The sequence below is a fragment of the Pseudomonas sp. GL_091 genome (genome assembly GCF_057837725.1).
The window spans coordinates 4,855,372-4,872,506 of sequence record NZ_CM174451.1; the positions used below are offsets into that span (position 1 = coordinate 4,855,372).

Here is a 17,135-nt window from a genome sequence, read left to right on the forward strand (position 1 = left end):
GCGACTGCGTCAGCCCCTGATAGACAGGGCCTACCCTATAGGGCGCAGCGTTCGAATGGACCTCTGCAAATGAGGAGGGGTAAGGCAAATAATTGAAACGGCTGGGATTAATCCCGGCGCACGGACTCCGCCAGCGCACCCGGCGAACGCAGGGCCGAGCCCAGCTCCACCTTGCTTTTCACTCCGAGCTGCAAGTAGCAGTTACGCAAATAGGTGCGCACGGTCGCGGGGCTCAGGGCGAGCATTTTGGCGATTTCCTTGTAGGAGTGGCCGGCGGCGAACAGCATCGCTGCCGTGCGCTCCCGTGGCGCCAGGCCGTCCCCGCCCGACGGTGCTTCCAGGGACAGGATGACGTGTTCGCCGTTGGGGCTCAGGGTCAGGGCGCAGCGGCCCAGGCGGATCACGCAGGGCGCCTTCGACAGTTGCGCGATCACCTCGCCCGGCAGCATTGAACCGCTCCAGCCGGGTAATTCGCGTTGAATGGCGGCGCACAACCTGGCGCCTACATACAACAGGCTGCCATCCATGCGCGCCACGCCAAAATCACTCGCGCCGTTTTCGCTATCAAAGCGGATCATGTCCTGCACCTGGAACCGCCACAGCTGGAACAGGTGATCGCAGAATGCCGAAAACAGCTCGGCTTCATTCTCCTCGAACGCCTGTTCATGCTGGCCACGGTAGAGGCAGACGAAAAACATCAAGCCGCTTTCGGGCAGCTCATAGGTGATGCTCATCAAGTGGTAGAGATCGTAGCGCCGGGCGAAATCGTTGACCGCTTCGCACGGGTCGTTGAAACCGTTGTCGCGCACCACCTCACCGGGACGATTGAGCGTGGCGTGGGAGAACTGATCGTTTGCCGCCACCGGATGCCATTCGGCGGCAAAGGACTCGGGGAGATTGATGCTGCCGTGCATCCAGCTCTGGGGGGGAACATCAGGACCTGGCGTCGACATCTCGCCCCACCAGGCAGACGCGAAGGGCACCAGTTGACCGAATGCCTGCAGACCATCGGCGATGAATCGCGACGCCCCGCTCTCCCGCGCCAGCCGGCCAAGGTGCAATACGCAATGATTGAACGCCTTGAGCGTGACCATCGTTGCGTCACCGTCGACTCTATTTCCCTCCCCCATCTTTGCGATCCCGTTCACTGCATGGCCTTTCGTTTCGACGATGCCATAGGCCCGTGACGGGCGTCCAGTACGCAATGACATCAACGGTTACAAAGTGCTGTTCACCCCGTACAACTGCGGCCTGCGGTCCTGATGCAGGTCGTTGCGCGCACTGATGCGCTTGTTGCGCGCTTCGGCAAGGTTCAGCGTGGCCAGCAGGATTTGCTCGCCGCCCTGCTCCGCCGGCCCGGCCAACGGGTAGCCGTCGGCGTCGACTATGACCGAGCCCTGGACCCAGCCAACCCCGCGTTCATGGCCATAGCGATCACAGGCGGCGATGAACATGCGGTTGACCGAGGCATTGGCCTGCACCCGCAGCACTTCGGCCGGGCGCTCGGTCTGCGGCCGTGGACCGTCGGGCCAATTGACCGGCGCGCACAGCAGATCGGCCCCGGCCAGCGCCGGTAGACGCACCCACTCGGGGAACTCCAGGTCGTAGCAGATCAGCATGCCGAGCCGTCCATGCACCGTTTCGACCACCGGCGGTGGCGCATCACCGGCCGTGAAGATGTCCTTTTCGGCATCCCACAAATGCGCCTTGCGGTACACCGCGCGCAGGCCATTGGCGTCGATCATCGCCGCGCTGTTGGCCAGTTCATCATCGGGTAGACGCTCACAGAATCCGCCGACGATCACCAGGTCCAGCTCACGGGCCAGGGCCTGCCAAAGCTGCAATATCGGGCCATCAGTAGTTTCCGCCAGCGACAGCGCCTCAAAGCGATCGGCGAACAGATAGCCGCTCTGCACCAGCTCGGGCAGCACCACGACTTGCGCGCCCTGTAAGGCTGCCTGGCGAATCGCGCGTTCGGTGAGCGTGCGGTTGTGGGCCAGATCGCCGATTTTCGGTGCCAGTTGGCAACAGGCGACCACGGTATTCTTTACGCTGTTCAACGCCCTGCCTCCGCAGATGAATGGGTCATGGCGACGATGTCGCTCTCGCTCAGCGCATCGATCACCCGGCGTTCGGCGGCCAGATCAATCGAGCGGCTGAGCAGGTAGTAGGTCAGGCCCGACACCACCAGGCCCACCAGCCAGGCGATGTCCACGCCTTCCAGCACTCGCGCCAGCGGGCCGACGAACACCTCTTTGCCGGCTGCGGCATCGAAGATGTAGAAGAACGGCACCATCGCGGCGAAGCCGATCAGGTACGAGACGATGCCGCGAAATTGCCAGGCGCCGTAGATGCCGTTTGGCGTGAAGAAATGCGGGATCGCATAACGGCCCTTGCGCACGAAGAAGTAGTCCACCAGGTTGACCGCCGTCCACGGCACGAGGAAGTACAGCAACAACACCAGGAAGGTGTTCAACAGCGCGATGCCGTCACCTTTGATCGACAGCACGCAGGTCAACAGAATGATGCTGATCACACTGATCGACAGCACACGGGCGCGGGGTGTCGGGGTGATTTTCCTGATCGAGTCGACGCCGGTCAGCAACGTCAGCATGGCGCTGTAGGTGTTGAGCGCGATGATCGGCAGGAAACCCACCACCGACACGATCACCAGCAGATTGCCCAGCCCCGGCACCATCGCGGAGCCGACCTGATTCAACGCCACCAGCGCATCCGCCGCTTTCAGCTCCTGCGCCAGCCAGGCGCCGAGGCCGATCATCCAGCTGCCGGACAACGAGGCGCCGATGAACACCGCCGCGATCAGTTTCGCCCGGCTGGTGTTTTTCGGCAGGTAGCGGGAATAGTCAGACACGTAGGGGGCATAGGAAATGTTGTAGCTGGCACCGATGGCGAACAGCGTGGCGAAGGCCACCCAGTTGAAGCCCAGGTCGGTCGCCGGCGTGACACCTTCCTGACCCGCACCGAACATAAGGGCGATGGTCACCAGTGCGTACAGCGGCAAGGTCGCCAGCAAGGCCCACTTGAAGGCCTTGTGCATCAGGTCGTGGCCGTAGATCGACAACAGCGCGCCAATTAGCACCACGGCCACGGCGACGATGGTCGGGTTAATGCCGAACACATGCTCCAGGCCATTCATGATCAGCGAGATGTTCACCACGTTGAAACCGACGAACACAAACATCGTCGCCATCAACGCCAGGATCACCCCGCGATAGCCGAACTGGGCGCGGGACTGGATCATCTGCGGCAGGCCCATTTCCGGGCCCTGGGAGCCGTGGAACGCCATGAAAATGGTGCCGAACATAATGCCCAGGGCACCGGCGAGCATGGTCCACAGCGCGGACAAGCCGAGGCTTGGGCCGACAAAGCCGATGGAGATGGTGAAGAAGTGGAAATTGCCGAGGAACCAGAAAGGCCCCTGGCTGCTGAGTTTGGCGTGGCGTTCGTTTTCCGGGATGTAGTCGATGGAATGGCCTTCGATGGCCAACCCGCCGCTCGCCTCGGCGGCTTGCGCAGACACTGGGGAACCTGACATACGATTGTTCCTATGCTGTTGTTTGTTGTTTTTGTGGGTAGAGCGCTCGCTACGACGTCCAGATCAGGTAAAACTCCAGAAAAAGCTGACGATGACGCTGGTTTCACGGCAATGTAGGGCGTGAGTTCGGGCAGTAAAATATCGCAGGCACACTGTTCACATAGATCAACATCTATGTAAGCGAGAATCGGGAGCCCCCATGCTGGGAACTGTAACGGAGCTGGATCTGCGCCTGATCCGGGTATTTCTGACCGTCGTCGAAGCGGGCGGCATCTCGGCGGCGCAAACCGCCCTCAACACCACGCAACCCACGATCAGCGCGCAATTGGCGACGCTGGAAGCCCGAGTCGGTTTCCGTCTGTGCGAACGCGGGCGCGGCGGGTTTTCGGTAACGCCCAAAGGCACTCAGTTCATCGACGCGGCCCGGCGCTTGCTGGCAGCGGCCGAAGGTTTTCGAGTCGAGGTGCAGCACATCAATCGCAAAGTCTCGGGCAGCATCAACATCGGCCTGCTGGGGCAAATCGATCCGGTGGCGAACAAGAAAATCGGCCAGGCCATTGCCCGATTGCGGGCGCGGCACGAGGGGCTGTACTTCCACTTCACCGAACTGTCGTCGTCGCTGCTGGAAGAAAAAATCATCAACGGCCATATCGACCTGGCCATCGGTTACTTCTGGCATCGCTTGCCCAGCATCGATTATTTCCCGCTGTTCCCGGAAACCCAGATCGCCTACTGCGCGCCCTCGCATCCGTTGTTCGGGCAAGTCGGCGCGCTGACCCGGGAAGATGTCAGCGGATTCGACTGGGTCTGGCCGAGCCATCCGCTGCCGGAAATGCCGGCCCCCACCTCCATCGAGCGCCTGACCGTGCTCACCGACAGCATGGACGGCGCGGCCTTGCTGATCCTGTCCGGCCAGCACCTGGGGTTTCTGCCACAGCACTACGCGACCCGTCATGAACAGCTGGGGCAGTTACACCCGCTGAACCCGGACCTGTTTCGCTATGAGGTCAGCTTTCATGCGGCGGTAAGGCATTCGGCACGGCAGCGGGATCTGGTGAGTGCGTTTCTGAACGAACTGATCGAGATTTTCGGAGCGCCGTAGGTCCTGTGGGAGCGGTGGTTTCAGAAGTGGATGTCCTTGGCCGGTATCACATCGATCCGCGCCACGGAACCGGTCAGGCGCTTCAGGTCCTTGTTGTGCTCGGCGATGATGTCTTCGGCGGTCAGGTTGCCGTTGTCGACGGTGGAGTGCGCGTCGCCCGCCAGCACCACGTCGTAGCCCAGTTTCAGGGCCTGGCGCACGGTGGCGTTGACGCAGTAATCGGTCTGCAGGCCGCAGATGACCAAGCGCTCAAAGTCCTCTTTCGGCAACAGTTTTTGCAGATTGGTCTGGTAGAACGAATCCGGGGTGGTCTTGCGCACGCGGTGATCCTTGGGTGAGGTTTCCAGCCCTTCGGCCAGTTGCCAGCCGGCAGCGCCATGCGCCAGAGGACTGTCCGCTTCTTCGTGCTGGATCAGCACCACGGGAACTTCGGCCTTGCGGGCCCGGGCCGAGAGATCGTTGATCGTATCGATAACCCGTCCGATCTCGAAACACTCGTATTCACCGGAGCACAATGCCTGCTGAACGTCGATAATTAACAGTGCAGTGGTCATGATTTCCTTCCTTGAATTGTCGAGGGGTCAGGGGACGAACATAAGCCCGTCCCCCTCCAGACACAACCCTCAATAACCCAGCGACAACCCGGTGTTACGCCGTGGGTCGTTCGCCCCGTAGAAACGATTCTTGCCTACCGGTTTGCCACCCAGGGACGGCGCGCCGACCAGGATCGCCGCCAGATGGTTGGCATCCTGTGGACCGGCGAACTTGTGGCCCCAGCTCTCGAGGATTTTCACCGTGTCCGGGCTGGTGGTGAAGGCTTCCAGGTTGGTTTCTTCCGGCAGCCACTGCTGGTGGAAACGCGGTGCATCCACCGCTTCCTGGATGTTCATGCCGTAGTCGATCACGTTGAGCATGGTCAACAAGGTCGCGGTGATGATGCGGCTGCCACCCGGCGTACCGACCACCATCACCACTTTGCCGTCCTTGGTGACGATGGTCGGGCTCATGGACGACAGCGGCGCCTTGCCGGGGGCGATCGCGTTGGCCTCGCCCTGCACCAGGCCGTACATGTTCGGTACGCCGATTTTCGAGGTGAAGTCGTCCATTTCATCGTTGAGGATGACCCCGGTCTTGCTTGCCATCACGCCGGCACCGAACCAGTCGTTGAGGGTGTAGGTCACCGACACCGCGTTGCCCCACTTGTCGACTATGGAGTAATGGGTGGTGTTGTTGCCTTCATGGGGCGCTACACCGGGCTTGAGTTCGCTGGATACCGCGGCTTTTTGTGGCTTGATCGCGTCGCGCAGCTTGGTCGCGTAGTTTTTATCCAGCAGGTGGGCAATCGGGTTCTTCACGAAATCCGGGTCGCCCAGATAGCTGTTGCGGTCCACGTAGGCGTGGCGCATCGCCTCGATCTGATAGTGCATGCCCTGAGCCGAGTGATAGCCCAGGTCCTTCATCGGATAGCCTTCGAGGATGTTCATGATCTCGCAGATCACCACGCCGCCGGAGCTCGGTGGCGGTGCGGAAACCACGTGGTAGCCACGGTAGTCGCACTCGATGGGCGCCAGTTCGCGGGTCTTGTATTTGTCGAGGTCGGCCTGGGTGATGATGCCCTTGTTGGCCTGGCTGGAGGTGACGATGGCATCGGCCACCCAACCTTTATAGAAACCGTCGGTGCCTTTCTCGGAGATCTCCCGCAGGGTCTTGCTCAGGTCCTTCTGCACCAATTTCTGGCCGACCTGCATCGGCTCGCCCTTGCTGAGGAAGATCGAGCCGGAATCCTTGATGTCCTTCTTGAACATGTCAGTGGCGTAGTCCAGCAGATCGACGTCCCCCTGCTCCAGCACAAAACCGTCTTCGGCCAGCTTGATGGCCGGGGCGATGATTTCCTTGCGCGGTTTGGTGCCGTACTTGGACAGCGCCAGTTCCATGCCCGAAACGGTGCCCGGCACGCCCACGGCCAGGTGGCCACGGGTACTCAGATCAGGGACGACGTTGCCCTCCTTGTCCAGGTACATGTTGGCGGTTGCGGCCAGCGGGGCTTTTTCACGGAAGTCGAGGAAGGTCTTGCGCCCGTCCGCCAGTTGAATGGTCATGAAACCACCGCCACCGAGGTTGCCTGCCGCGGGGTACACAACCGCCAGCGCATAGCCGACCGCGACCGCCGCATCCACGGCATTGCCGCCGTTCTTGAGCACATCCACGCCCACATGGCTGGCCAAGTGCTGGGCCGTGACCACCATGCCGTTTTCCCCGGTAGCCGGGGCCACGGAGGCGGCATGGGCGGTCAGGCAGCTGAGCGCCAACGAGGTCGCAATCAGCGATTTGGCAAAAGGTTCGTACTTCATGAGTCAGTCTCTTCTTGTTATTTCGTAGGAAAACGCTTCAAAAGCCGTAGCCAAGTATGGTCGGGATTACGGTTTGCGCCTCCCCGTCGAGACAGTATCCTTAACGCCTGTTCAGCAATTTCCCGCGAGCCCTGGCATGACCTATACCTGCACCACCGTGGCGTCACCTGTGGGCCAATTGAAGCTGGTCGCAAACGGTTCACGACTGGCGGCCATCCTCTGGGAAAACGACAAACCCGGCCGGGTGCGCCTGGGGCCGATGAGCGAAGCGCCGGACAACCCGATCCTGGTGCGCACGGCTGCGCAGTTGCGCGAATATTTTTCCGGCACCCGCGATCGCTTCGAACTGGATCTGGATTTTGCCGGCACGGAATTCCAGAAGAAGGTCTGGGCGGCGCTGCTGACCATCCCGTTCGGCGAGACCCGCAGCTACAGCCAGATCGCCGAACAGATCGGCAACCCGGCGGCGGTCAGGGCGGTGGGCGCGGCGAATGGCAAGAACCCGATTTCGATTGTTGCGCCCTGTCATCGGGTGATTGGCGCGTCGGGCAAGCTCACCGGGTTTGCCGGCGGGCTGGAGGCGAAGGAGAAGTTGCTGACGCTAGAGGGTGGACAATGGCCCGGCACGGCACGCCTACCAGGCTTTTGATCATGCTTGGGCGAAGAGGTTATTCATCGCCGCATACTGCAACAGCATGATGGTCTTGGCGTCGCAGATTTCGCCGCGGTAAAACGCTTCGAGCGCGTCCTCGAACGCCCACTCCAGCACTTCCAGTTCTTCGGTTTCCGACTCCAGCCCGCCACCGTCGCTGACTTTCGACTTTGCGTCGTATTTGGCAACGAAGAAGTGCAGTTTTTCCGTTACCGAACCGGGGCTCATGTACGCCTCGAACACCTTCTGCACATGGTGCACGCGGTACCCCGTCTCTTCCTCCGCTTCATCGCGGATGCGGTCTTCAGGCGCCGCGCCTTCCAGCAGCCCCGCCGCCACTTCGATCAACAGCCCATCGTGGCCGTTGACGAACACCGGCAGGCGAAATTGCCGGGTCAGTACCACGGTCCTCTTTTCGCGGTTGTACAACAGAATCGCCGCGCCGTTGCCACGGTCGTAGACCTCCCGCGTCTGGCGTTGCCACTCGCCGTTGTTGCGTTGGTAATCGAAGGTGATTTTCTTGAGCAGGTACCAGTCGTGGGACAACACCTGAGACTCAAGGATGTTGACCCGCTCGGCTGTGTTCGACATGACAACGCGTCCTGTTATTTGTCTGAGGGTCCACATGTTAAGTGAAAACGGACAGCACTTGTCCCCTCAAGCAAGCTGCGCGTTGGCGATGGTTCAACTTTTCCGGGGATGGAACAATCGCTGCAACCGGGATAGGCTGCGGCTTCAATGCCATATGGATATAGCCATGAACCTGCGTATCGAACTGTCGCCAAACCCCACGGATGAACAACGCCAGGCCATCCTCAAACCGCTGCGCGCCTACAACGGCTCGAAGGCCGAAGGTAACGTGCCTGAGCACATCGCCTTGCTGGTGCGCGACGACAACGACGAGATCCTCGGCGGCCTGCATGGCCGATTGTTTTACCAGTGGCTGTACGTCGACTTGCTGGTGGTGCCGGAACAGGCCCGGGGACAGGGCCTGGGTTCGAAACTGATGCAGATGGCCGAAGACCTGGCGCGGGAACGGCATTGCGTCGGGCTGTGGCTCGACACCTTTGAATTCCAGGCACCTGAGTTCTACAAGAAATGCGGCTACAGCGAGATCGGGCACATTGCCGATTACCCGCCGGGCCACAAGCACTTCTTCTTCCAGAAGCGCCTGAACTACTGATCAGTACAAAAACCATTGTGGGAGCGAGCCTGCTCGCTCCCACAGGGGTAATGCAATAAGTTTTCAAATCACAGGCAAGTCGCCAACGCCGCCAACCGGCGCTTGGCCACGAAATCATCCTTCTGTGCGTAGTAGCTCAACACCGTGCCCGAGGCATCGGTGGTCACGTCGACGAAGGACTCCGCCGAACGGGTGTAAACGGTCGTGCCGCCCTTCTCCCCTGGTTGCAAATAGGCAGCAGCATCGACGCCGAAGACGGCCTCGTCCTGCCAGGAAAACTGCACGCACTGGGCGACGTCCTTTGCCGGTTTTTCCGAGTTCAGGGTCTTGTACGGGGCCTTGGTGCGGGCGTCGTTCATCACCGAGCCGGCGCATCCCGCCAGCAACGTCGCGGCCAGCGCCACCATCAGAATTCGCATTGCATTCACTCATCAGGAAAAAGCGGACTTTATCACCCCGGCAGCCCGTATCGTTCTGCTTTACTGCATTTATACCGCGACAGCGCGCAACGATTCGCGCACCCTGTCGCGCCAATAACGCCCCATCGCACCCCTGACTGGAAACCTGATGACACCTAATGCCGAGTTCTACAAACCGAGCACTGAATATGCCGACAAGCTGATCAGCCAGATCGGTCAGACGCCTTCCTGGATTGCCAAGCGAATCGGTGTCACCGACAAACGGATTCGCTACATCCTCGAGGGTGAAAGAACTGTCAAAGGCGAAACCACGCCGATCCAGATGACCTACACCGAACAGTTTGCCCTCGAATGCCTGGCGGCAGCGGCCAAGGCCAGCAAGAAGCAATCCTCGTAATCCGTTCTCAAGGAGCGACCATGGCGGCAACCGAACTGCAGCATGAGCAAGCACTCAAGAAGTTTCTCGATGCGCGCCCCGAGTTGCGCGAAGAACTCGATCACCTCAACCCGCTATTGGCTCAGGCCAAGGGTGAAACGGCGGCTCAGTATCGCGAGGAACGGCTGCACGAAGCGTTTGAAGCTGAAGCAGAACGCCAGCAGTTGTTCGCTTGGGAACTGACGTTGCAGTTAACCACCGCCACACCCCAGGATTACCAAGCGCAGCGCCTGGAAGTGCACCGGGAAGTGGCGGAAATGGCCGGCATGGACTGGCTGGAATATTGCGAGTTGAATGGGATAAAACCCTAAGCACTGTTCAGGGATACCGTCGCCGATGCTGCCCAACACCGCCAGGACCCACGCCAGCCCCGGTCACTTGCACACGCAGAAATGGCGCGGGCGCATAGGCCTGAGCCTGGTGGCCATGCTCTCGGTACTCGCCGGCATGACCGACGCCATCGGCTTCATGGCCAGCGGCGACTTCGTCTCGTTCATGAGCGGCAATACCACCCGGATGGCTGTCGCCATCAGTACTGGCGACCTTGGGTTGACCCTGCGCCTGGTGATCCTCGTCGCCACTTTCATCGTCGGCAACGCGCTGGGCATTATCATCAGCCGGCTAGGCAGGCGCCGGGCCCTGCCCTTGTTGTTGTGCATCGCCACCCTGCTGTGCACCGCCGCGGCCTGGCCTTATGACGTGCAGTTGCCAGCCCTGCTGGCGGCGATCATTGCAATGGGCATGCTCAACGCTGCGGTGGAAGAAGTGAACGGCCTGCCGGTCGGCCTGACTTACGTCACCGGTGCCCTGTCGCGTTTCGGCCGCGGGCTGGGCCGCTGGATGCTCGGCGAGCGCCGTAACGGCTGGCGCGTGCAACTGATCCCCTGGACCGGCATGTTCGCCGGCGCGGTACTCGGTGCCGTGCTGGAACATCACCTGGGGCTCAAGGCATTGTTTGCCAGTGGCCTGTTGGCGGCCGGGCTCGGGGTGTTGTCGTTGAAGATCCCGCGGCGCTGGCAGTTGGGGTATATGCCGCGCTGAAACTGGTGTTGACTGTGAGGCCGTCATCGCGGGCAAGCCCGCGAAGAGGCCCGCCCAGACAACATCACTTTAGCCGCCCCGCCGATAAAGCATTATCATGGCCGCAGTTTCGCTGATCGAGTCCGTCATGAAGTTCGCCATCGCCGTGTTATCCGCCGCCCATGCGCCTTCCTCGCGCCGCGCCCTGCTGTTCGCCCAGGCCGCGCTGGCAGGCGGGCACGAGATTGTCCGGTTGTTTTTCTATCAGGACGGCGTCTACAACGCGTCCGCCAGCGTGGTCACGCCCCAGGATGAACTGGACTTGCCCAGGCAATGGCGCGCCTTTGTCAGCGACCATCAACTCGATGGCGTGGTGTGCATCGCCGCCGCCCTGCGTCGTGGCGTGTTGAATGAAGAAGAAGCCAGGCGCTATCAGCGCGAGGCGGTAGCCGTCGGTGCGCCGTGGGAATTGTCCGGCCTCGGCCAATTGCATGACGCCGCGCAGGATGCCGACCGTCTGATCTGTTTCGGAGGCGCATGACATGGCCAAATCCATATTGATCATCAGCCGCCAGTCGCCATGGTCCGGCCCAGGCGCGCGCGAAGCGCTGGATATCGTGCTGGCCGGCGGCGCCTTCGATCTGCCGATTGGCCTGTTGTTTCTCGATGACGGTGTGTTCCAGCTGGCCGCCGGCCAGAACGCCAAGGCCCTGCAACAGAAGGACCTGAGCGCCAACCTGCAAGCCCTGCCGATGTTCGGTGTCGAGGAACTGTTTGCCTGCGGCGACAGCATTACCCAGCGCGGCCTGGACCCGAGCGGCCTGGCGCTGGAAGAAGCCCAGGTGTTGGCCGCCCACGAAATCACCGCCCTCATTGACCGTTACGACCAGGTGATCACCCTCTGATGTCGACTTTGCATGTGTTGTCTCATTCCCCGTTCGGCGACGAACGCCTGACCAGTTGCCTGCGCGTGATCGGCGCCAACGACGGGTTGCTGTTGTCCGGTGATGCCGCCTATGCGTTGCAGCCAGGCACCGCGCCGTTCACGACACTCAGCGCGCGTGGCCTGAAGCTGTTCGTCCTGGCCGAGGATGCTCAGGCCCGTGCGCTTGCGGTTCCAGACTGGGCCAAAGCCATCGATTACCCGGCCTTCGTCGAGCTGTCGATTCACTACGACAAGGTCAACAGTTGGCTATGAATGCATTGACGGTCGGCGCCCGCGCCATCGAGCTGGACAAGGATGGATTCCTGGTCGAACTGAGTGACTGGTCCGCCGATGTGGCCAGTGCCCTGGCGGCTACCGAAGACATCGAGTTGACGCCCGAACACTGGGAAGTCCTCGAACTGCTGCGCAGTTTCTACGCCGAATTCCAGCTGTCACCGGCCACCCGCCCGTTGATCAAATACACCGCCCTGAAACTCGGCCCGGAAAAAGGCAACAGCCTGCACCTGAACCGACTGTTCAAAGGCACTCCCGCCAAACTCGCCGCGAAACTGGCGGGCCTGCCCAAACCGACGAATTGCTTATGACCGATTACCCAGCACTGACACTCGAAACGCCCGCCGAACATCCGTTCGCCCAGTTCGTGCGGATCCTTGGCAAAGGCAAGCGCGGCGCCCGCGATTTGACCCGGGTCGAAGCCCGCGAAGCCATGGGCATGGTGTTCGATGAAAAGGTCGAGGAAACCCAACTCGGCGCATTCCTGATGCTGTTGCGGCACAAGGAAGAAAGCGCGGAAGAGATGGCGGGCTTCACCGAGGCCTTGCGTGAGCGTCTGAATCCTCCGGCACTGGCGGTGGATCTGGACTGGCCGACCTATGCCGGCAAGAAACGCCATCTGCCGTGGTATCTGCTGGCAGCCAAGTGCCTGGCGCAAAACGGCGTGCGGATTTTCATGCACGGCGGTGGCGCCCACACGGCCGGCCGCTTGTACAGCGAACAACTGCTGGGCGAACTGAACATCCCGCTGTGCCGCAACTGGCAACAGGTGGGTTCGGCGCTGGATAACGGCGGCCTGGCCTTCATGCCATTGATGGACTGGGCGCCACAGCTGCAACGGATGATCGACCTGCGCAACACCCTGGGCCTGCGCTCGCCGATCCACTCCCTGGCGCGGATTCTCAATCCGCTGGGCGCCCGTTGCGGCCTGCAGAGCATTTTCCACCCGGGTTATCAGGCGGTGCATCGCGATGCCAGCGGCTTGCTGGGTGACACCGCCATCGTGATCAAGGGCGATGGCGGCGAGATCGAGATCAACCCGGACGCCGACAGTCACCTGTACGGCACCACCGGCGGTGTTAGTTGGGATGAGGAATGGCCGCAGTTGTCAGCGCAGCGTCACGTCAAACCTGCCTCGCTTGAACCTGAACATTTGAAAGCGGTATGGCGTGGCGATGTCGTCGACAGCTACCCGCAAATGGCCCTGATCTCGACCATGGCCCTGGCACTGCGTGGCCTCGGACAGAGCCGCGAACAGGCCTTCGAAACCGCTGAAAAATACTGGGCTGCGCGGGACAAATCGATTTAATCGATCATTTACGCCCGATCTTTGCGCTTTTTGTTCGAACTCATCGGAATAGACTCGACTCCATCGATTATGGGTTTCGGGAGTCTTGAACATGGGTTTGTTAGTTGATGGCCGCTGGCAGGACAAGTGGTACGAAAGCAGCAAGGACGGCGCGTTCCAGCGTGAACAGGCGCAGCGTCGCAACTGGTTGACCGCTGACGGCAAGCCGGGACCGACCGGCGTCGGCGGTTTTGCGGCCGAGCCCGGGCGCTATCACCTGTACGTGTCCCTGGCCTGTCCATGGGCCCATCGCACGCTGATCCTGCGCAAGCTCAAAGGCCTCGAAAAACTGATCGATGTCTCGGTGGTCAGTTGGTTGATGCTGGAAAACGGCTGGACCTTCGACCAGAGCCTCGGTTCGACCGGCGACAGGCTCGATCACTTCGACTTCATGCACCAGCGCTACACCGCCGACACCGCCGACTACACCGGCCGCGTCACCGTACCGGTGCTGTGGGACAAACAACAGAATCGCATCGTCAACAATGAATCATCGGAAATCATCCGCATGTTCAATGGCGCCTTCGACGATTTGACCGGTAACGACCTGGACTTCTACCCGGCGGCGCTACGCGGAGAGATCGATGCGCTGAACGAGCGGATTTATCCGGCAGTGAACAATGGCGTGTACCGCGCCGGGTTTGCCACCTCGCAACAGGCTTATGAAGAAGCGTTCGATGATGTGTTTGCCGAACTGGACCGGCTGGAACTGCTGCTGGGCGCCAACCGCTATCTGGCTGGCGAGTACCTGACCGAAGCGGACATCCGCCTGTTCACCACGCTGATTCGCTTCGATGCGGTGTACTACGGGCACTTCAAGTGCAACCTGCGGCGGATCGCCGATTATCCGAACCTGTCGAACTGGCTGCGGGAAATCTATCAGTGGCCGGGGATCGCCGAGACGGTGGACTTCACCCACATCAAGAACCACTACTACGCCAGCCACCGCACCATCAACCCGACGGGTGTGGTGCCCAAAGGTCCGGCGCAGGACTTTACCGCGGCCCATGATCGGGAGCGGTTGAGCGGGAAAGGGGTTTGGCGTAGAGCTTGAGATTTGTGCAGGTTTTGAAGGCCCCATCGCGAGCAGGCTCGCTCCTACAATGGATTTGTGTCGTTTACACATCCCCTGTAGGAGCGAGCCTGCTCGCGATTGAGGTCGACGCGGTGCTCAGACGTCTGATTGAGCCCCTTCGAACCACGCCAGTTTCTCGCGCAGTTGCACCACTTCGCCGACGATCACCAATGTCGGCGCATGCACTTCATGCTCCGCCACCAGTCGTGGCAGGTCCGCCAGGGTGCCGGTAAACACCCGCTGATTGACCGTGGTGCCCTGCTGGATCAGTGCCGCCGGGGTATCGGCGGCGCGACCATGCTTAATCAGCTGTTCGCAGATGACCGGCAAGCCCACCAGCCCCATGTAGAACACCAGGGTTTGCGCCGGGGCCACCAGATCGGCCCATGGCAAATCGCTGGAGCCGTCCTTGAGGTGGCCGGTGATGAAACGCACCGACTGCGCATAATCGCGGTGGGTCAGCGGAATCCCGGCATAGGCCGCGCAACCACTGGCCGCCGTGATCCCCGGCACGACCTGGAACGGGATGCCATGGGCCGCCAGTTCTTCGATCTCCTCACCACCACGACCGAAGATGAACGGATCACCGCCTTTCAATCGCACCACGCGCTTGCCCTGCTTGGCCAGGTCCACCAATTGCTGGTTGATCTGGTCCTGCGGCACCGCGTGATCGGCACGGCGCTTGCCGACGTAAACCCGCTCGGCATCGCGACGGCACAGTTCGAGAATCGCTGGCGCCACCAAGCGGTCGTACAACACCACGTCGGCTTGCTGCATCAGACGCAATGCCTTGAACGTCAGCAAGTCGGGGTCACCTGGCCCTGCGCCCACCAGATAGACCTCACCGGTCGCCACTGGCGCTTCGCCATCGATTTTCGCCTGGAGCAACCGCTCGGCTTCACCGCCCTGCCCGGCCAGTTGCCGGTCGGCAATCGGTCCCTGGAAAACATCTTCCCAGAACGCCCGACGCTGCTGCACATCCGGAAACAGACCTTTGACCTGATGACGGAATCGCGCCGCCAAACCGGCCAGGTGACCGTAGGAGGAAGGAATCCAGGTTTCGATCTTGGCGCGGATCAAACGTGCCAGCACCGGCGCATCGCCGCCGCTGGACACTGCGATAATCAGTGGGGAACGATCAACGATGGCCGGGAAGATCACGCTGCACAGGGCTGGCGCGTCCACCACGTTGACCGGCACGCAACGCCGATGGGCATCGGCGGAAACTTGTGCGTTCAGCGCTTCGTCGTCGGTGGCGGCAATGATCAGCCCGCAACCGTCCAGATCCGCCTCGGCGTAGCCACGTAGCAGGCACTCGCCACCGCTGCCGGCAACCAGTTCGCGCAGTTGCGCTTCGATTTCAGGTGCAACCACCCGCAGCAGCGCACCGGCATCGGCCAGCAGGCGGGATTTGCGCAAGGCAATCTCCCCCCCGCCGACGACCAACACACGACTGCCGCGAAGGTTATGGAACAGCGGCAGATAGTTCATTTAGCCGATGACCTCAAGGCCACCCATGTACGGCTTGAGGACCTCAGGCACACGGATCGAACCGTCGGCCTGCTGATAGTTCTCGAGCACCGCCACCAGGGTACGACCGACTGCAAGACCGGAGCCGTTCAGGGTGTGTACCAGTTCCGGCTTGCCGGTTTCCGGGTTGCGGAAACGCGCTTGCATACGGCGGGCCTGGAAGTCGCCACAGTTGGAGCACGACGAAATTTCGCGGTACTTGTCCTGGCTCGGGATCCACACTTCCAGGTCGTAGGTCTTGACCGCGCTGAAGCCCATGTCGCCGGTGCACAGCGCCAGGGTGCGGTAAGGCAGTTCCAGCAGTTGCAGGACTTTCTCGGCGTTGGCGGTCAGGCCTTCCAGCGCTTCCATCGACTGCGACGGCTCGACGATCTGCACCATTTCGACCTTGTCGAACTGGTGCTGGCGGATCATGCCGCGGGTATCGCGGCCCGATGCGCCGGCTTCACTGCGGAAGCACGGTGTATGAGCGACGAACTTGATCGGCAGCAGTTTCGAGTCGACGATTTCACCGGCGACGATGTTGGTCAGCGACACTTCGGCGGTCGGGATCAGGTACAGATCAGCCTCGCCTTCGCGCGCGATCTTGAACAGGTCTTCTTCGAACTTCGGCAACTGGCCGGTGCCTTGCAGCGCCGGGGCCTGGACCAGATAAGGCGTGTAAGCCTCTTCATAGCCATGCTCGCTGACATGCAGGTTGATCATGAACTGCGCCAAGGCGCGGTGCAGACGGGCGATCGGGCCGCGCAGCAGGGCGAAACGGGCGCCGGACAGCTTGGCGGCGGTTTCAAAATCCAGCCAGCCGAACTTCTCGCCCAGGGCCACGTGGTCCTGAACCGGGAAATCGAAGGCAGTCGGGGTGCCCCAACGGCGCACTTCGACGTTGCCGTCTTCGTCTTCACCGACCGGTACCGATTCGTGCGGCAGGTTGGGGATACCCAGCAGGATCGAGTCGAGTTCGCTCTGGATCGCGTCCAGTTCGACTTTACCGGTGCTCAATTCGCCCGCCATGCGCTCGACGTCCGCCATCAGCGGCGCGATGTCTTCGCCGCGCTGCTTGGCCTGACCGATGGATTTGGAGCGCGCGTTACGTTCAGCCTGCAGTGCTTCGGTGCGGGTCTGGACGGTCTTGCGCTGTTCTTCCAGCGCTTCGATGCGCGCAACATCCAGGGTATAGCCACGGGATGCCAGGCGGTCCGCTACGTCCTGAAGGTTGCTACGTAACAGTTTGGAATCGAGCATGT

General features: G+C 61.3%; 21 protein-coding genes. 12 read left to right on the forward strand and 9 right to left on the reverse strand.

Annotation, left to right across the window (positions count from 1 at the left end; all coding sequences use genetic code 11):
* Positions 1-107: 107 nt before the first annotated feature.
* The 3 genes from AC3ITY_RS22080 to AC3ITY_RS22090 form a co-directional block, all read right to left on the reverse strand.
* On the reverse strand, positions 108-1,130 hold the full coding sequence (locus tag AC3ITY_RS22080; protein WP_489304950.1) for a helix-turn-helix transcriptional regulator: 1,023 nt from the start codon (positions 1,128-1,130) through the stop codon (positions 108-110).
* Positions 1,131-1,217: 87 nt separating this feature from the next.
* Positions 1,218-2,060, reverse strand: a complete 843-nt coding sequence (locus AC3ITY_RS22085; RefSeq protein WP_489304952.1) for a nitrilase family protein — start codon at positions 2,058-2,060, stop codon at positions 1,218-1,220.
* Positions 2,057-3,556 (reverse strand): purine-cytosine permease family protein, encoded by a 1,500-nt coding sequence (locus AC3ITY_RS22090; protein WP_489304954.1) that lies wholly within the window; start codon positions 3,554-3,556, stop codon positions 2,057-2,059. Before AC3ITY_RS22090 ends, AC3ITY_RS22085 begins: the two co-directional genes overlap by 4 nt.
* 199 nt (positions 3,557-3,755) lie before the next feature.
* Here AC3ITY_RS22090 and AC3ITY_RS22095 point away from each other — a divergent pair, with 199 nt between their 5' ends.
* Positions 3,756-4,658 carry a LysR family transcriptional regulator gene (locus AC3ITY_RS22095; protein ID WP_489304956.1) on the forward strand — a complete coding sequence of 301 codons (903 nt, stop codon included), beginning with the start codon at positions 3,756-3,758 and terminating at the stop codon, positions 4,656-4,658.
* Between the two features lie 20 nt (positions 4,659-4,678).
* Here AC3ITY_RS22095 and AC3ITY_RS22100 read toward each other — a convergent pair whose 3' ends face one another.
* Together AC3ITY_RS22100 and ggt are read right to left on the reverse strand one after the other, a co-directional pair.
* Positions 4,679-5,212, reverse strand: a complete 534-nt coding sequence (locus tag AC3ITY_RS22100) for a cysteine hydrolase family protein (protein WP_489304958.1) — start codon at positions 5,210-5,212, stop codon at positions 4,679-4,681.
* A 69-nt stretch (positions 5,213-5,281) separates the two neighbouring features.
* Positions 5,282-7,009, reverse strand: coding sequence for a gamma-glutamyltransferase (gene ggt / locus AC3ITY_RS22105; protein WP_489304960.1), 1,728 nt, complete (start codon positions 7,007-7,009; stop codon positions 5,282-5,284).
* A 136-nt stretch (positions 7,010-7,145) separates the two neighbouring features.
* On the opposite strand from ggt, the gene AC3ITY_RS22110 reads away from it, so the two are divergent.
* Positions 7,146-7,658, forward strand: a complete 513-nt coding sequence (locus AC3ITY_RS22110; protein ID WP_489304962.1) for a methylated-DNA--[protein]-cysteine S-methyltransferase — start codon at positions 7,146-7,148, stop codon at positions 7,656-7,658.
* Here AC3ITY_RS22110 and AC3ITY_RS22115 read toward each other — a convergent pair whose 3' ends face one another.
* Positions 7,659-8,252, reverse strand: coding sequence for an NUDIX domain-containing protein (locus AC3ITY_RS22115; RefSeq protein ID WP_489304964.1), 594 nt, complete (start codon positions 8,250-8,252; stop codon positions 7,659-7,661).
* Positions 8,253-8,418: 166 nt separating this feature from the next.
* Here AC3ITY_RS22115 and AC3ITY_RS22120 point away from each other — a divergent pair, with 166 nt between their 5' ends.
* Entirely contained in the window at positions 8,419-8,844 is a 426-nt protein-coding gene (locus AC3ITY_RS22120; protein WP_489304966.1) for a GNAT family N-acetyltransferase, read from the forward strand.
* 68 nt (positions 8,845-8,912) lie between these two features.
* On the opposite strand, the gene AC3ITY_RS22125 is transcribed toward AC3ITY_RS22120, so the two are convergent.
* Positions 8,913-9,263 carry a hypothetical protein gene (locus tag AC3ITY_RS22125; protein ID WP_489304968.1) on the reverse strand — a complete coding sequence of 117 codons (351 nt, stop codon included), beginning with the start codon at positions 9,261-9,263 and terminating at the stop codon, positions 8,913-8,915.
* Positions 9,264-9,411: 148 nt separating this feature from the next.
* On the opposite strand from AC3ITY_RS22125, the gene AC3ITY_RS22130 reads away from it, so the two are divergent.
* The 9 genes from AC3ITY_RS22130 to AC3ITY_RS22170 all read left to right on the forward strand — a co-directional run bounded on the left by AC3ITY_RS22130 (position 9,412) and on the right by AC3ITY_RS22170 (position 14,340).
* Positions 9,412-9,660: a hypothetical protein gene (locus AC3ITY_RS22130; protein WP_489304970.1), complete on the forward strand. Its 249-nt coding sequence runs from the start codon at positions 9,412-9,414 to the stop codon at positions 9,658-9,660.
* Positions 9,661-9,680: 20 nt separating this feature from the next.
* Complete coding sequence (locus AC3ITY_RS22135) at positions 9,681-10,010, forward strand: DUF6388 family protein (protein ID WP_489304972.1); 330 nt, start codon at positions 9,681-9,683, stop codon at positions 10,008-10,010.
* 25 nt (positions 10,011-10,035) lie between these two features.
* Positions 10,036-10,740 carry a YoaK family protein gene (locus AC3ITY_RS22140; RefSeq protein WP_489304974.1) on the forward strand — a complete coding sequence of 235 codons (705 nt, stop codon included), beginning with the start codon at positions 10,036-10,038 and terminating at the stop codon, positions 10,738-10,740.
* A 127-nt stretch (positions 10,741-10,867) separates the two neighbouring features.
* A complete protein-coding gene (gene tusD / locus AC3ITY_RS22145) occupies positions 10,868-11,260 on the forward strand; it encodes a sulfurtransferase complex subunit TusD (RefSeq protein WP_489310972.1) in 393 nt (130 codons plus the stop codon).
* Between the two features lies 1 nt (position 11,261).
* Entirely contained in the window at positions 11,262-11,624 is a 363-nt protein-coding gene (tusC, locus tag AC3ITY_RS22150; RefSeq protein ID WP_489304976.1) for a sulfurtransferase complex subunit TusC, read from the forward strand.
* Positions 11,624-11,917, forward strand: coding sequence for a sulfurtransferase complex subunit TusB (tusB, locus tag AC3ITY_RS22155; protein WP_489304978.1), 294 nt, complete (start codon positions 11,624-11,626; stop codon positions 11,915-11,917). The genes tusC and tusB overlap by 1 nt, the downstream gene beginning before the upstream one ends.
* Positions 11,914-12,249, forward strand: coding sequence for a TusE/DsrC/DsvC family sulfur relay protein (locus tag AC3ITY_RS22160; RefSeq protein ID WP_223447804.1), 336 nt, complete (start codon positions 11,914-11,916; stop codon positions 12,247-12,249). The genes tusB and AC3ITY_RS22160 overlap by 4 nt, the downstream gene beginning before the upstream one ends.
* Positions 12,246-13,247 (forward strand): glycosyl transferase family protein, encoded by a 1,002-nt coding sequence (locus AC3ITY_RS22165; protein WP_489304980.1) that lies wholly within the window; start codon positions 12,246-12,248, stop codon positions 13,245-13,247. The genes AC3ITY_RS22160 and AC3ITY_RS22165 overlap by 4 nt, the downstream gene beginning before the upstream one ends.
* 91 nt (positions 13,248-13,338) lie before the next feature.
* Entirely contained in the window at positions 13,339-14,340 is a 1,002-nt protein-coding gene (locus AC3ITY_RS22170; protein WP_489304982.1) for a glutathione S-transferase family protein, read from the forward strand.
* A gap of 117 nt (positions 14,341-14,457) precedes the next feature.
* On the opposite strand, the gene cysG is transcribed toward AC3ITY_RS22170, so the two are convergent.
* Together cysG and serS are read right to left on the reverse strand one after the other, a co-directional pair.
* On the reverse strand, positions 14,458-15,852 hold the full coding sequence (gene cysG / locus AC3ITY_RS22175; RefSeq protein WP_489304984.1) for a siroheme synthase CysG: 1,395 nt from the start codon (positions 15,850-15,852) through the stop codon (positions 14,458-14,460).
* On the reverse strand, positions 15,853-17,133 hold the full coding sequence (gene serS, locus AC3ITY_RS22180; RefSeq protein ID WP_489304986.1) for a serine--tRNA ligase: 1,281 nt from the start codon (positions 17,131-17,133) through the stop codon (positions 15,853-15,855).
* Positions 17,134-17,135 lie beyond the last annotated feature (2 nt).